The following is a 14,673-nucleotide window of genomic DNA, read 5'->3' as shown; positions in this document are numbered from 1 at the left end:
TAAGGGTTGTTAAGAATCGAGGACACTGAATCTCAAGACGTTGCTTGAGCCGTGTACGGTGAAAGTCGTATGCACGGTTCTGAGGGGAGGGAGGGGGCTATGTACAAAACCTCCTCCTTTACCCGACAGCCAGAGAGGTTGATTAGGGCATATTTTTGAAAGCATTTTTAACCGATAAAGTTAGTTAGCGTATTTCCGATGAGTAGTGAAGAGTTAGAAATTAAACTTGAGCTAAACCTGCTCGACAATGGAGTTGACTTCATTCTTAAGGGGATAGATGAGCTTTTTGATGAAGACCATGTGCTCAGAGAGTATTCAACTGCCACAGACATCAGCATGAACGGCTATAAATATGGTGTATTACACCTGTTTTCCGGTTTTTTATTACTTCTTAAGGAGCGTCTTTATCGCCATTTACCAGAACTTATATTTAAAGGAAGAGTTAATGAAGTAAAGCAAAAACTATCCGCTGGGAAAACTCCAAATACTGTCGATCTTGATGAGGCACTAGAAAGGCTTGAAATTGGCCCTAAAGTAATGTTCTCTGAAGATGAACTCAAAGTCATTAGAACAGTTCAAGATATCAGAAATCAGTTCGAGCACTACAAGGTTTCCATCAACAGATATCTGCTATGGAAAAACACCTCAAAATTTTTAGAATTAATTGATAAGTTTCTCATTGATGAGCTTCAAATTAATATTGAAGCTTCGCCCGAGAGTATAAATCTTCAGCAGAAAATACAAACTATTGATTCAATACGAAAGCGAGTTGAACAACAGCGGAGAAAAGAATGGAATGAAGATGTTCAGGTTAGACTTAAGACGTTTAAGCGCAAGTCTAATCAAGTTATTAAAGAGCTAGATCTAGAATACAGAGCCAGTAAAGGAGCATATTTCCCATTCACTACATGCCCAGATTGCTATCAAGAAACTCTCATTATTTCTGGAGAATTTGAAGGTATATGTACTAACTCAGATTGTAATAGTGTTAGCCCTTTAACGGAATGCAGCCGATGTGGGGAAGTCATGCCAGGTTTTTCATGGGATTTTGGTTTCTGTGAATCTTGCCAAGAGTGGATAGAGGACCAATAGCACTGAGTAAAGTCGCAGCCTAACACGTCATGGCAGCGGACAGTTGAAAGCCGCTGGTGCTGAGTTCAAGTCCTTTGCTGCCGCTACATTTTGCCGTTAGACTGCAGCGCTCCCATCAGGATTCATGAGAATCTTCAAGCCTGGATTAATTTAGGATCAGCGGACTTAAAGCTGGAACCAGATAATTTGTTCTTTCTGTATTATGATTTACCTTCAGCTGTAGTTGATCGACTACAGAACGTATTGGATGCTTGAATAAGGGCTCATGAACTACCAATCTGGGAGTGTATATATATCTTTGAGTAGTAATGGCAAAATGAAAATTAATTTAACAGTACTGATTACCAAGATTTTTCCATAGCGAGTTCAGAAATACAGCAACCAAAGAATGAAATTACCAACAGGCAAAATCTCAGGAAAAGATCTTGATGTTCTTTTTGAGAATTCGATTGAATATCACATAAATGCTTATCGAAATACTATTGAAGAATATAACCCAAAAGCATTATTTAGTCATTGACGTTCAATAGTGAGATCAATAGACGAAATCATCAACATCCCTATTGAATTAAAAGAAGAAACTGAAATCAGTAGTTTCTTGACTCTAAGCTTTAATTTTCTTGAAGCAGAAAATTTGCCTAACCTCAAAAAGATCCTCACGATGTTGGAATCTAGATTTGAGAAAAATGTTGCTATACGATTTCAGCAGATCGCATTGATGTGCTCTACGATTTATCTTTCTAACAGAATTCAAGGTATTCCTAATTATCAAGATAATGACTTAGATCTATCAGATACTCGCTCGGCAATATCGTACTTACAGTCCAGACGGGCATATTATATAACGACATTAAATCTAATACCTAAGATTGCTAAAGGAGAAAAAGAAATACCTTATATACTGGAGAGTCAGCTTTAAATTTTCTGCTGCGAGAAAGGCTTGCGGATGACTCTAACCTGTTTCGTGTGGATTATTGCGAGGTTTATCGGCTTGGCAATCAGCCCTGGGATGGCAATCAATCTTATCTTAAACAGGCTGTGTATAGAGTGAAGGTAAGTGACCAGGTTTTAGGGCTGTACGAGATTGCCTCCCGACTCTTGCCTCCTAGAGTCAAGCTTAAACAGGATGGCAGCGGCACTTGGCTAGCAGAGTCTAAGGTGTTGGCATGGATTAGTGACAATCTAATCACTAACAAACCCTGGCACAACAGTTTTTTCAACTTTCGTAAAGCAAATGTTATTTATCCAGAAGATCGCAGAGGATTAATTGTTATGACCGAACACTTAAGCACAAACGAGCAAGTGCTTTTTGATGCTGTCCAAGGTGCTTTTAGTGCTTATCTGCGAGAGCAGATTCTACAGGCACAAAAGCAAGGTAGACCTTTGGACTATGGACAAGTGACTGACAAAGTTATCTATCGCTTACAAAGGCCAGGAACACAACAGCAATTCACAACGGCACTTGTTAAGTTCTTGTCTGATTTTCGTAGTAGTGCCGCACAAGGAAATGGGTTGCAGATTTTTGGGTGGCTGAATCAACCCGGCAACTGGAAAACTGCTAGGGATTTGGCCCTGCTTGCGATCGCAACCTACCAAAGTAAATCCAAAGAGGAAAAGGAAATGATTTCTGAAACCTTGACTGAAGAAACCGCCAACATCTTGTAATTCACTCACTCATTGACTATTTGGAGAACTCAAAAATGACTCAACATCTTTTTTCTACCATCGTTACTGCTACTGCCGTTGCTGCCAATAACCGAGGTGAAGGAGACGGTAGTACCCTGTCTACCCTACAAAAAATTACCCGTGGTAATGACCAGTACACCACCATTAGTGCTGAAGCAATTCGCTGGGGCTTACGCGAATATTTTCAGAACAATAACGAAGCGATAACCAATCGCACCTTTAACCCAGACACAGACAAGTACAGCTTCAAAGACGAGCGCTTTAGTGCTCAAGATTATATCGACGACGACCTGTTCGGCTACATGGATGCCAAAAAGGGCAAAGACAATGAGGATGCTACAACCAAGCGCCGAGGTGCTTTAGAAATTAGTCGAGCCATTAGTCTCGATCCTTACTGGGGTGACATTGCCTTTGGCTCTAAAGGCGGCGAGAAAGGTAAAACTTCCATTCACCAAAACGAGGTTCACTGCACCGCTTATCAGTACACTATGGCACTAACTCCAGAGCATCTGAAAGATCCAGCGCGTGCTGCGCTAGCCTTGGATGCGATCGCAGCCGTGCGCCACGTTGGCGGCAACCACTCGCGCTTCCTCTACGACTTCCATCCCGAGTCAATTGTCATTCGTGTAACCGAAGATCCGAGCCCATGGATTATGGATAGCTTCAAACGTATGGGTGATTCAGTAGGTTGCCCAAAACTTCTCCGGTTGGTGGAAGTTGGTGATGTGGCTGCTGATGAATTGATCGTGGCAGGTGAAATTGCTGATACTCTCTATGGAGAGAAGTTAGAGAAATTGGGTGTCAAGGTTTCTCGTAGCGTCAAAGAAGCGATCTCTACTGCTAAAGCTCTACTTAAAACGGGGGTAACCGCCTAATGCAGTTATACCTCGATTGTCCCTGTACCAGTTTTCCTCGAAGCTTTGCACGGGACTATAAGGAAACCTATCGCTATCCACCCCCATCAACGGTTTATGGGCTGCTGCTCTCGCTTGTTGGGGAGGTAGATATGGAAGTCCACCAAGGAGTAAAATTGGCAATTGGTATTATTGGCGATGATCCACCCATCTCTCGCATTGTGCGAAAGCAGCGCCACCACAAGTTCAGTAAAACTCACATGGGTACTTATCCGACCAGCAAGTTTTCAAAGCCAAATAATCAGGAGCTTTTGACAGATTTGCAAGTGGCTATTCAAGTTGACTCTAGTGAAGAAGTTGCAATCGTTAAACTGGTTGATCGAATTGCGATCACCCTCTCCACACCTAACCAAATAACTCGTTTCGGCGGATTGAGTCTTGGGGAGTCCTGGTCTATGGTTAATGGGGTTCGCCTCTACCGAGAGACAGATGGGGCAATTCGCTGGTTGATGAAGGATAACCGTGGTCTAATCAGCCTTCCAATTTGGATTAATCGAAAGACTGGCCAGGGAACCTTTCAACGATTTTCTTTTAGTAAGGAGTTCAAGCGAGATTGCTTTACAAGCATAACGGCCCCTTCTGAAGCTAATCCGAAAGCTTCTAGAGGCAAGCGCTCATCTAAGTGAACTACTTTTCATTAAAGTATTGAACCTTGAAGACTGAATATTTTCCCTTTCATGTAATCCTAAGATGCCTTTAGGCGATCTTCTATTTTATAATACATGCAAACTAAAGATCATTTGATCCCCATTGAAAACCACAAAATACGCATGTTCTTTTTCAAGAAGATGGCGATTAATACGTATCTTTCAAGTCGGAAATAAAATCGCCGTCTACTGTAGCCATAGTTGGTTCATCCCACACAGTTAGGATCTCAACTATGGCCACCCTTTCCACTGAGGCTGTTTTAGAGCCTCAAGAAACAATTCGCGTTAATGCGCTCCATGCGCTTAATTACTGCCCAAGGCTTTACTACCTTGAAGAAGTTGAACAGCTCTACACCCAGGATGCTGCTGTCTTTGCAGGGCGACGGCTTCATGTGGAGTTGGAGAAAGATGAGGACGGCGACTGGCAGCAGTTTGTTCTAGAGAACGAGCACCTGGGCCTGCGCGGTAAAGTCGATGCTCTACGCACCCGTAACGGGCAGACCATTCCCTATGAACATAAGCGGGGCCGTTGCTACCGTGACAGTAACAATAAGGCCCAGGCATGGGAGAGCGATCGCATTCAAGTTCTGGCCTATGCCCTTCTAATTGAGGCTGAACTGGGCATCGTCGTGCCAGAGGGCCGGGTTCGCTACCATGCCGATAACGTGTTGGTGCATGTACCCCTCGATGACCAGGGGCGGCAGGATGTTCTGAACTGCATTGAGAGGGCACGACAACTGCGCTTGTCCCCAGAGCGGCCCCCAGTAGCCACTAACGAACGTCTGTGTGCTCGTTGCTCTCTTGCCCCGGTATGCCTTCCTGAAGAAGCTCGGCTGGCTCAGGGGCAAACAGAGCATGTTGTCAGGCTATTCCCTGAAGATGACGAACGCCAGGTCATCCACGTCACCGAGGCCGGAACTCGAATTGGTAAAAGCGGCGACCAATTCAAAATCACCAAGCGGGATGGCAAAACCGTCACCCTTCCCTCACGCCAGGTCAGCCAGTTGGTGGTCCACAGCTATGCTCAACTGTCCACCCAGGCCATCTACTTCTGTGCTGAGCAGGATGTGGGCATTCACTTTATCTCTGGGGGAGGCCGCTACCTGGCCAGCCTGGATACCCGCCAGGGAAGCATCCAGCGTCGGATAGGACAGTACAAAGCCCTGAGCCAGCCTGAGCAGTGTCTACAACTCGCCAGGCAGCTTGTGGAATGCCGGGGCCAAAGTCAGCGCAAGTTTCTCATGCGGGGGCAGCGCAACGCCGATCAGCACCGGGACGCGCTGGAGCAGGCGATCGCCCAAATGCAAAAGACGCTAAAGGGTGTGCCCACCACTCAATCTATCGCCTCCCTGTTGGGGCTGGAGGGCAACTTAGCCTCTCTCTACTTTGGAGCACTCCCACACCTGATCTCTGACAACGTGGCCCTGGGGATGAAGTTCTCTGGGCGCAATCGGCGACCACCCAAGGATCGCTTTAATGCGCTACTGAGCTTTGGCTATTCGATGCTGCTGAAGGACGTGATGAATGCCATCCTGACGATAGGGTTGGAACCAGCCCTCGGTTTCTATCATCAACCCCGCACTCAGGCACCACCCTTGGCCCTCGACCTGATGGAAATCTTTCGGGTGCCTCTGGTCGACATGCCGGTCATGGCCTCAGTGAACCGGAACCAGTGGGATGTGGATGCCGATTTCAACATCCAGCGGGACCAGGTATGGCTGAGTGATGAGGGGCGGCGCAAGTTCATCAGCCTCTACGAACGCCGCAAAGAAGAAAAGTGGAAACACCCTGTAACCCAATACTCATTAACCTACCGCCGCCTGATCGAACTTGAGGTGCGACTGTTAGAGAAAGAGTGGATGGGTGAGGGTGGTCTGTTTGCTCAACTCGTAGTGCGGTGAGGTAGACCCATGGCAGAAAGCAAAAACTACTACCTCATCTGTTACGACATCCGTGACCCCAGGCGCTGGCGTAAGGCCTACAAGCTGCTGAAGGGTTACGGCGAGAGCATTCAGTTCTCCATCTTTCGCTGTCGGCTGAGTCAGCGCGATCGTGAACAACTCAGATGGAAGCTAGAACAAGTGCTATCTGATGAGGACAGCCTATTAATCGCAGGGCTTTGTAAGCGCTGTGTAGAACGGGTCGAAGCCTGTAACAGGCCCGAAGCCTGGGACGTGGAGCATGATTTACATCAGATTTTTTGATGCAAGGATCTCTAGTTGCTTCTGATTCTTCAGGCTTCTCTCTAGCTGAAAGCCTTGTCCTGTGAAGGGTTGAGGCTTTTTAACTAAGCCTGGAGATGCTTGCGATCTATGAACACCTTGCCCTAAAAGGCTTTGACAGATTGTAATGTCAGCTAAAATAAGGAAAGAGATCGGTTGACCTTTGAAAATGCTTTCTACCTCGCAAAACGTTGTCTGTAATGCTTGTGTAGCAAGGGTTTTAAGGGGCCGCGATGCCGAACCTCTGATGCCGTAAGGCGTTGAGCACTTAGCGGGGCCAATAACATTGCACTGAGATGGGAATGCCGAACCTCTGATGCCGTAAGGCGTTGAGCACTTTGTGAGCCGTTGTTACTGGTGCGATATCGAATATGCCGAACCTCTGATGCCGTAAGGCGTTGAGCACTCGAAGCCGCTGGTGCTGACGGGCGGCAGGTCAATCACATGCCGAACCTCTGATGCCGTAAGGCGTTGAGCACGGCTGGCAAGCGTGGCAAGGGACCAAGATACAGCATGCCGAACCTCTGATGCCGTAAGGCGTTGAGCACGCGGATAATCGGGGCGCGATCGCAACCGTACCTCATGCCGAACCTCTGATGCCGTAAGGCGTTGAGCACTTGTTTATCGTCGTGGTGGCAATACGGCCTACGCCAATGCCGAACCTCTGATGCCGTAAGGCGTTGAGCACGTCTACGCTTGGGATAAGGTTCAGCAGATTTGGGCGATCGCAATGCCGAACCTCTGATGCCGTAAGGCGTTGAGCACCCTCAGGGGCCTCTGGTTCACCTAGTCTGTCAGGCCATGCCGAACCTCTGATGCCGTAAGGCGTTGAGCACGCGGTTGAAACAGAACTTGTCGTCCGAATTAACAGCGATGCCGAACCTCTGATGCCGTAAGGCGTTGAGCACCGCTCGTCATGATTTGGAATGCGTCGGGCAGATATATGCCGAACCTCTGATGCCGTAAGGCGTTGAGCACTATCGGCACTCCGGGAAAATTTTTGGTTAAGACTCATGCCGAACCTCTGATGCCGTAAGGCGTTGAGCACATGGAAGCCTTTATGAAGGCTTTACAACGTATGAAATGCCGAACCTCTGATGCCGTAAGGCGTTGAGCACCGGGCATTCAGGGCAGCCAGGCGGGCACCAACCTAGATGCCGAACCTCTGATGCCGTAAGGCGTTGAGCACGCATCGGGAACCTGAATTACGGGAATGCCCTCCTGGATGCCGAACCTCTGATGCCGTAAGGCGTTGAGCACTAGGGGCCGCTCCAGTGGGGTTCAGGCTCAAACTATGCCGAACCTCTGATGCCGTAAGGCGTTGAGCACCTGCCACTGTTGCAGCGCTTGCTTGAGTGAGAAAATGCCGAACCTCTGATGCCGTAAGGCGTTGAGCACGATGGGGTTGACTTAAAAAATATACCAGCTTTGAATGCCGAACCTCTGATGCCGTAAGGCGTTGAGCACTCGAGCACCGCTGGCACCAAGGCATTCCCTCCGACATGCCGAACCTCTGATGCCGTAAGGCGTTGAGCACAGAGCCGCCCCAGCGCTGTCGATATGCCCCTCACCATGCCGAACCTCTGATGCCGTAAGGCGTTGAGCACATCATCGCCCGGAAGCTGCAAACTTGCTTAACCTAGCGGATGCCGAACCTCTGATGCCGTAAGGCGTTGAGCACCGTGATGTCGGGATGAGTGGCCTGCACTTGCTTGCGGATGCCGAACCTCTGATGCCGTAAGGCGTTGAGCACCTGCGAGCGACTAGGTAGGGCGAAATACCCCGACGAATGCCGAACCTCTGATGCCGTAAGGCGTTGAGCACCCGTACTCTGGAGCCGGGAGGTACCAGAGCGGAAGATGCCGAACCTCTGATGCCGTAAGGCGTTGAGCACCAACACCTTGTCTCGGGCACCAGCATCGCCCCAGCATGCCGAACCTCTGATGCCGTAAGGCGTTGAGCACTCCTGGCTGATGGTAAACACGTTAGGGCGTAGGGGATGCCGAACCTCTGATGCCGTAAGGCGTTGAGCACCCTGAGAACCAAGACGTCGAACTTTTGCTGAGAGATGCCGAACCTCTGATGCCGTAAGGCGTTGAGCACGTCGCAGCGCTTCAATTTCTCTCTCAAGGTTTGCCAATGCCGAACCTCTGATGCCGTAAGGCGTTGAGCACAAAAGCGAGCACCCAAGGGGTAGCGCCCTCTCAAGCATGCCGAACCTCTGATGCCGTAAGGCGTTGAGCACTGTTCAAGGATTTTTATCGTGCAGCTCTCGCGGCAGATGCCGAACCTCTGATGCCGTAAGGCGTTGAGCACTGCGAGGCCATGACAGTTAGGGACAGGGCTAAGCGAATGCCGAACCTCTGATGCCGTAAGGCGTTGAGCACGCTGAGGATTACTTAACAGCCAGCCCTGTCGAAAAATGCCGAACCTCTGATGCCGTAAGGCGTTGAGCACCTGAAACCTTGGTGCGACTTGACGAGATTAGAATCACATGCCGAACCTCTGATGCCGTAAGGCGTTGAGCACTATATAAGTATGTGTAAGCAATTTGATATTGTTGAAATGCCGAACCTCTGATGCCGTAAGGCGTTGAGCACGAACCCGCCCACTGGCATTGCTCGATGGGTACAGCAAATGCCGAACCTCTGATGCCGTAAGGCGTTGAGCACGTCAGGCCCGTGCGATCGTAGAACCGGCACCCGTAATGCCGAACCTCTGATGCCGTAAGGCGTTGAGCACCCGCGCCAGCACGTTTTACCACGGAAGGTACTGGGTATGCCGAACCTCTGATGCCGTAAGGCGTTGAGCACGTCTGGTTGTTGCCGAGAGCAGGGTCTGCTAGTAACATGCCGAACCTCTGATGCCGTAAGGCGTTGAGCACCGATCGCGTTTGGCATTTTCGACAATCGACGGCAAACATGCCGAACCTCTGATGCCGTAAGGCGTTGAGCACGACATCAGCCAGCCTTTCTCAGTGCGTCGAGACTGATGCCGAACCTCTGATGCCGTAAGGCGTTGAGCACACGAAGTCCATTGCTGCATATACATCGGCAATTTCTTATGCCGAACCTCTGATGCCGTAAGGCGTTGAGCACTGCGGCTGAATTTTGCCAGTACGTTGGGCGCGAGTAAGATGCCGAACCTCTGATGCCGTAAGGCGTTGAGCACCCTGACTACACCTACACCGTGGGCCTACCCGTAGCATGCCGAACCTCTGATGCCGTAAGGCGTTGAGCACGCCGATGCTGCATTGCTCCAGGTCAATCGTGGCAATGCCGAACCTCTGATGCCGTAAGGCGTTGAGCACCCATACGAGGTCGCCTTTTGTCGCCCTGCGATCGCCGATGCCGAACCTCTGATGCCGTAAGGCGTTGAGCACGGGATTGATGCCGGGGGCTGCCAGGGCTGGCCCGGATGCCGAACCTCTGATGCCGTAAGGCGTTGAGCACCTTAAAGGTCTGGGCGGCACCGCCGCTACTGCTGATGCCGAACCTCTGATGCCGTAAGGCGTTGAGCACGACTTCATCAGTTCAGCCGCCTGGGCCGGGCTTTCATGCCGAACCTCTGATGCCGTAAGGCGTTGAGCACAACGGTTGCGGCTGCTAGCCTCAACCCCCAAAGCAATGCCGAACCTCTGATGCCGTAAGGCGTTGAGCACGCGTCATGGGGATGAACAGCATCAAGGCGATCGCCTATGCCGAACCTCTGATGCCGTAAGGCGTTGAGCACTATCCGCTACCGGAACGAAATTGTCAACAGCACTGATGCCGAACCTCTGATGCCGTAAGGCGTTGAGCACTACCCGACCTATAAACTCGATAGCTGGATGTCGGAATGCCGAACCTCTGATGCCGTAAGGCGTTGAGCACCCGACTCGGTGTATTTTGCGCTTGAGTGGCTTTTCTCATGCCGAACCTCTGATGCCGTAAGGCGTTGAGCACGATGTTTACGACCCATTCATGACAGTGCTGCGTATGCCGAACCGCTGATGCCGTAAGGCGTTGAGCACTAAAGCCAGCGGGCAAGAATCGAGTGCGCCGCATTAGGACATGCCGAACCTCTGATGCCGTAAGGCGTTGAGCACCGATCATCACACGGGGCGATAGTGCATGGGTGACTGCAAATGCCGAACCTCTGATGCCGTAAGGCGTTGAGCACCATGGGTTAACGATGACGAATGGCTTGAGGCACTCCAAGGTGCATTAGAGGACGACGGGGGTTGCGTAGCGATTATTTGCTCTACGGTGGGACGAGCGCAGGAGGTCTTTGAACGACTGCAAAATTCCCCACACTTTGCCGAGGACGAATTAGGGCTATTTCATGGGCGATTTCTATTCATTGATCGAGAAGAAATTGAAGGCAAGTGCATTGCTCGATTTGGCCAACCTAGCGATGCTAAAACCGATCGCCCTCATCGGTATGTTTTAGTGGCAACTCAGGTCATTGAGCAAAGCTTGGATCTGGACTTTGACTTGATGATTAGCGATTTGGCACCGGTCGATTTGTTACTGCAGCGCTCAGGCCGATTACATCGTCATGAAGATCGCACTAATCGACCAGCCCAGCTGACTGAACCTACCCTATGGTTAATTGCTCCAGAGATTGATGAAAAAGGAAAGACTGACTTTGGAGATTCTGGGTTTATCTATGATCGTCATGTATTGTTGAGAACCTGGTTGGCGCTGCGCGATCGCACCACCATCTCCCTGCCTTCTAGCATGGATGCCCTGATTGAAGCGGCCTATAATCTGGACAGTCTTCCATCGGAGAGCTTAGAACCCATTCATGTCGAAGATTGGCAAAATTCTCTGACTCAACATCGCCAAGATCAATCCGCCTATCGTTCTCTTGCCCAAAAGGTGTATCTTCCGTCAGCTAGAGGCAAGCACAAGCCCTGTGATTTCACCCGAGGCAACGAAGAGGATGATGACAATACCATCATGGCGGTTACTCGCCTAGGGGAGCAATCTGTAACCACTATTTTTGTTCAGCGCACTAGGGCTGGCTTGATTTTGCCGATCTCACAGCAGGCTATTGATCTGAATAAATCACCTGACTTAGAAACAGTACGAGCCTTATTAGAGCATAGTGCTCGAATTTCTAAGAAGCGCTTGGTTGAAGAGATTATCAAGCTTAAAAAGCTTGATACATGGACATCGGCCCTATTAAAGCATTGTCGATGTGTGGAGCTAGATGCGACGGGCAAAGCCCAGATAGGTAAATGGGAACTCTCCCTAGACCCACAGCGAGGCATAGTCATCAACTCTGCTTAACTTACCCATTCTAACGAGAGCTTACGCTGCGATTTAACACAGTCTTTTAAGTAGAGATTAATCAGGGTTTGGTATGGAATGTCGGTTTCTTCAGACAGGTCTTTAAAATAGTCAACCACGTCTTCTTCTAGGCGAATTGTCACCTGCTTTTTGAGTTTTTTGACGTAGGGATTAGGCACAGATTTTGAAAAATCGTATTCCTCTCTCATGGCAAAAACCTTTGGTATTGCTTTTGTTCCTGTTTAGTGGCCCGCCGGGCCGAAATAATCCGAATCACCTCATCATTTTGCCGGTACACATGACACACCACCAGTATGCGCAGGATGGCGCTTATGCCCAGCAAGATATACCGATCCTCATCCTGGGAGTGATCGGGATCGTGGGACAGACGGGCATTGTCGTCATAAAAGGCGGTTTGAGCCTCCTCAAACGATATACCGTGCTTCTGTTCGTTCTGCTGGGCTTTGCGGTCATCCCACTCAAAGATAAGGTCGCTCATGCCCTGACAACTACATTGTATTTACATTGTAGGAGGCTTGCAAGTTTGGACATACAGACCGGCATCCCTCTGTGATTAAGCCCGTTGGCTCTGGCCCGATGATTATTCCTGATTTCCACTAGTCCTTGTTTTGCGTTTCTTAGTCTATGTCTGAACCACTTTTATCATTTAATTTGACCCAGGAACCCTGGATTCCGGTCAGGAGCGCTTCGACCTGCTACACCCCGATCGCCCCTTTATGCAAGACCCCACCCTGACGGCAGAGATGGCGGGGGAGATCTATCAAGCCTATGTGCTGCATGGCAACAACACCAGCACCGTGTTCTGCCATGAACATCAGTGGAGTGGCGACTCTCTAGCCATTCCAGCAGCGGCCAGGCTGGTGCTGCGGTTGCATGTATTTGATGTGGGCGGGCGCAAAACCGGTTCGCCGGTTTCGGCGGGGGTGATACCCACTATGGATGCGGCCAATGTGCTGGTACGCGGCAACAGTCTCAAAGAAACGCTGTTGCTGAACCTGATGCAGTACGACGGCGAAGAGAAACCCTTTGAGGTGAATGGGGAAGATTTGCCGGCCTGGGAGCGGGAGCCTCAGCCCGCTAATGCCAAGCCCTTGGGATGGGTCAGTGAGCAACTGTCGGCACCGATGACCTACATCACCGAAAAGCCCCTTTGGCTAGCGCTCAACTCTGCCTTGCAATTTGCCGAACAGCATCAACAGGTATTTCGCGCTTTTCGAGGTAGCCCCTACGGGGTTTTGGCGGCGGAGTTAAACCACCCCGATGCCAGCAGTTTTGCCAAAAGCTTAGATGGCGAATCTCTTTACTGGGCAACCCTAGATCGCGAATTTCAGGATTTGCTGCATCGGCAGTTGCCTGCGGACAAAACGGTAGATGGCAATGGTACTACCTACGGCAATCAAGCCCTACGGGTTTGGGAAAAGACCGTTCAGGCGGTGGCCACCCAGGCGTTTACCGAATCCATTGCCTCTATCCGCAACTACCAGGCAAGGGCCGGGGCGTTGCGATCGCTCAACTACCATCTGGCCAAACTGCGCGGCGATATCAAGGAAAAATCCGACAAAGGCAAGAAACCAGCCCGCAACGCTCGACCCAAGGCCAGTTAACGTTTACCCACAACATCACCATGACAACATCAACACCCAGCCTGACGACGACTCAACGCGCCGCCCGCTACCTAGATGCCGTTCATCGCAAGATTGAACACGACAACGCAGCCAAGGCCACTCTCAAACGGGCGTTGACAGGCGAACCCCGGCATTTAAGGGCGGTCTACCCCATCTTGCTCTCTGAGCTAGATAAAGCCGGGGTCAAATACCACCAGGATGAATGGATTTTTGTCGCCTGCCTGTATGCCTACTATCCCCAATCGCTTGACCCAACGCGCCAGCAAAATTTTGGTCATGCGGCGCGGGGGCTGGCGGCAGAGGGCAGGTCTGGCGGGGCCGATCGCCGGTTTCGGGCATTGCTTGATACGTCCTTAGACAATCTGCGATCGCCCCTGGCCGCCCTGGTGCGCCTACTCAAGACCAAAAGCATCGCCATCAACTATCCCAAGCTGATTGCCGATCTGGCTGGCTGGGAACACCCCGATCAATATGTTCAAGACAACTGGGCTAGGGCGTTTTGGGGTGCCCCACCTCAGTCAACAGCGGCAGAACCCGTTGTCGAGACTGAGTAACCGCTATTCGCTTGTTCACCATTGACCTCTATTTCACCGGAGATAATCACTATGCAACTCGAAATTCACGTTCTGCAAAGCTTTCCTCCCGCCAACCTGAACCGGGATGAAAACGGCATGCCCAAATCTACCGTGTTTGGCGGTCGGCCCCGTGCCCGGATCTCTAGTCAGTGCCAAAAGCGGGCCGTGCGAAAGTTTTACCAAGGCCAGGCCACCCTCACACCAGAGCAATTTGCCGAGCGCTCCCGCAACTGGCTCCCCGAACTCAACGCCCTTCTGGTGGATCAGGGGATTGATGAGGCTCAGGCCGCAACCGCCGCTCGACTGGCCCTGGAGGAAGGGCTACAGCTCAAATTTGACGATAAAGGTAAAGCCACCACTATTGTGTTTTTGGGGCGTACCGAAATTGCGGCGATCGCCCATATCCTCGTCAGCAACTGGAGCGCGATTGAACCAGGGCTGACTGGCGACACCCCTGCCCTGCCCAAAAAAGACCCTAACTTACCCAACTGGACAGTGGGAAGTTCTCTGTCCAGTGACGAGCCGCCAAGAAAAACGGACATGGGTTAAGTCAAACGACCCGTCATGCCCGAAACTGGCTGATATAGAACGTTTCAGCCAGCAATATTATGGAGC

Annotated in this window: 12 protein-coding genes, 1 pseudogene and 1 CRISPR repeat array; of the genes and pseudogenes, 11 read left to right on the top strand and 2 right to left on the bottom strand. The window is 50.4% G+C overall.

Features of this window, described 5'->3' with window-relative positions; genetic code table 11:
- The first annotated feature begins 198 nt into the window (after positions 1-198).
- The 8 genes and pseudogenes from IQ254_RS24270 to IQ254_RS33255 all read left to right on the top strand — a co-directional run bounded on the left by IQ254_RS24270 (position 199) and on the right by IQ254_RS33255 (position 11,837).
- Entirely contained in the window at positions 199-1,092 is an 894-nt protein-coding gene (locus IQ254_RS24270; protein WP_193968736.1) for a hypothetical protein, read from the top strand.
- 966 nt (positions 1,093-2,058) lie between these two features.
- Positions 2,059-2,757 carry a hypothetical protein gene (locus tag IQ254_RS24265; protein ID WP_193968735.1) on the top strand — a complete coding sequence of 233 codons (699 nt, stop codon included), beginning with the start codon at positions 2,059-2,061 and terminating at the stop codon, positions 2,755-2,757.
- Positions 2,758-2,792: 35 nt separating this feature from the next.
- Positions 2,793-3,653: a type I-B CRISPR-associated protein Cas7/Cst2/DevR gene (gene cas7i / locus IQ254_RS24260; RefSeq protein ID WP_193968734.1), complete on the top strand. Its 861-nt coding sequence runs from the start codon at positions 2,793-2,795 to the stop codon at positions 3,651-3,653.
- Entirely contained in the window at positions 3,653-4,318 is a 666-nt protein-coding gene (cas5, locus tag IQ254_RS24255; RefSeq protein WP_193968733.1) for a CRISPR-associated protein Cas5, read from the top strand. Before cas7i ends, cas5 begins: the two co-directional genes overlap by 1 nt.
- Before the next feature lie 254 nt (positions 4,319-4,572).
- On the top strand, positions 4,573-6,240 hold the full coding sequence (cas1, locus tag IQ254_RS24250) for a type I-MYXAN CRISPR-associated endonuclease Cas1 (RefSeq protein ID WP_193968732.1): 1,668 nt from the start codon (positions 4,573-4,575) through the stop codon (positions 6,238-6,240).
- A gap of 9 nt (positions 6,241-6,249) precedes the next feature.
- On the top strand, positions 6,250-6,543 hold the full coding sequence (gene cas2, locus IQ254_RS24245) for a CRISPR-associated endonuclease Cas2 (RefSeq protein WP_193968731.1): 294 nt from the start codon (positions 6,250-6,252) through the stop codon (positions 6,541-6,543).
- A 251-nt stretch (positions 6,544-6,794) separates the two neighbouring features.
- Positions 6,795-10,722: direct repeats of the CRISPR family, unit length 35 nt; unit sequence ATGCCGAACCTCTGATGCCGTAAGGCGTTGAGCAC.
- Between the two features lie 62 nt (positions 10,723-10,784).
- Positions 10,785-11,114, top strand: a pseudogene (gene cas3 / locus IQ254_RS32225) (CRISPR-associated helicase Cas3'); the annotation flags it as partial.
- A gap of 168 nt (positions 11,115-11,282) precedes the next feature.
- Positions 11,283-11,837 carry a hypothetical protein gene (locus IQ254_RS33255; RefSeq protein ID WP_313887554.1) on the top strand — a complete coding sequence of 185 codons (555 nt, stop codon included), beginning with the start codon at positions 11,283-11,285 and terminating at the stop codon, positions 11,835-11,837.
- Here the strand turns inward: IQ254_RS33255 and IQ254_RS24235 are convergent.
- Together IQ254_RS24235 and IQ254_RS24230 are read right to left on the bottom strand one after the other, a co-directional pair.
- Positions 11,834-12,046, bottom strand: a complete 213-nt coding sequence (locus IQ254_RS24235) for a BrnA antitoxin family protein (protein ID WP_193968729.1) — start codon at positions 12,044-12,046, stop codon at positions 11,834-11,836. The two genes, IQ254_RS33255 and IQ254_RS24235, sit on opposite strands and share 4 nt — an antisense overlap.
- Positions 12,043-12,336 carry a BrnT family toxin gene (locus tag IQ254_RS24230; protein WP_193968728.1) on the bottom strand — a complete coding sequence of 98 codons (294 nt, stop codon included), beginning with the start codon at positions 12,334-12,336 and terminating at the stop codon, positions 12,043-12,045. The genes IQ254_RS24235 and IQ254_RS24230 overlap by 4 nt, the downstream gene beginning before the upstream one ends.
- A 187-nt stretch (positions 12,337-12,523) precedes the next feature.
- Between IQ254_RS24230 and IQ254_RS24225 the strand changes: the two genes are divergently transcribed.
- From IQ254_RS24225 to IQ254_RS24215, 3 genes are read left to right on the top strand one after another with little or no spacing between them, the layout of a single operon-like run.
- Positions 12,524-13,462: a type I-E CRISPR-associated protein Cse1/CasA gene (locus tag IQ254_RS24225; RefSeq protein WP_228041047.1), complete on the top strand. Its 939-nt coding sequence runs from the start codon at positions 12,524-12,526 to the stop codon at positions 13,460-13,462.
- 20 nt (positions 13,463-13,482) lie between these two features.
- Positions 13,483-14,037, top strand: coding sequence for a type I-E CRISPR-associated protein Cse2/CasB (gene casB / locus IQ254_RS24220; protein ID WP_193968726.1), 555 nt, complete (start codon positions 13,483-13,485; stop codon positions 14,035-14,037).
- A 51-nt stretch (positions 14,038-14,088) separates the two neighbouring features.
- Positions 14,089-14,607 carry a type I-E CRISPR-associated protein Cas7/Cse4/CasC gene (locus IQ254_RS24215; RefSeq protein WP_193968725.1) on the top strand — a complete coding sequence of 173 codons (519 nt, stop codon included), beginning with the start codon at positions 14,089-14,091 and terminating at the stop codon, positions 14,605-14,607.
- The last annotated feature ends 66 nt before the right edge of the window (positions 14,608-14,673 follow it).

It is taken from the genome of Nodosilinea sp. LEGE 07088 (genome assembly GCF_015207395.1).
Taxonomy (GTDB): Bacteria; Cyanobacteriota; Cyanobacteriia; order Phormidesmidales; family Phormidesmidaceae; genus Nodosilinea.
Note: the sequence above shows the minus strand (reverse complement) of the source record. Positions and strands in the feature narration are given on the sequence as shown.

Coding starts and splice junctions, on each gene's coding strand:
- IQ254_RS24270 (WP_193968736.1), top strand. CDS start 199: ATGAGTAGTGAAGAGTTAGAAATTAAACTTGAGCTAAACCTGCTCGAC.
- cas7i (WP_193968734.1), top strand. CDS start 2,793: ATGACTCAACATCTTTTTTCTACCATCGTTACTGCTACTGCCGTTGCT.
- cas5 (WP_193968733.1), top strand. CDS start 3,653: ATGCAGTTATACCTCGATTGTCCCTGTACCAGTTTTCCTCGAAGCTTT.
- cas1 (WP_193968732.1), top strand. CDS start 4,573: ATGGCCACCCTTTCCACTGAGGCTGTTTTAGAGCCTCAAGAAACAATT.
- cas2 (WP_193968731.1), top strand. CDS start 6,250: ATGGCAGAAAGCAAAAACTACTACCTCATCTGTTACGACATCCGTGAC.
- IQ254_RS33255 (WP_313887554.1), top strand. CDS start 11,283: ATGGATGCCCTGATTGAAGCGGCCTATAATCTGGACAGTCTTCCATCG.
- IQ254_RS24235 (WP_193968729.1), bottom strand. CDS start 12,046: ATGAGAGAGGAATACGATTTTTCAAAATCTGTGCCTAATCCCTACGTC.
- IQ254_RS24230 (WP_193968728.1), bottom strand. CDS start 12,336: ATGAGCGACCTTATCTTTGAGTGGGATGACCGCAAAGCCCAGCAGAAC.
- casB (WP_193968726.1), top strand. CDS start 13,483: ATGACAACATCAACACCCAGCCTGACGACGACTCAACGCGCCGCCCGC.
- IQ254_RS24215 (WP_193968725.1), top strand. CDS start 14,089: ATGCAACTCGAAATTCACGTTCTGCAAAGCTTTCCTCCCGCCAACCTG.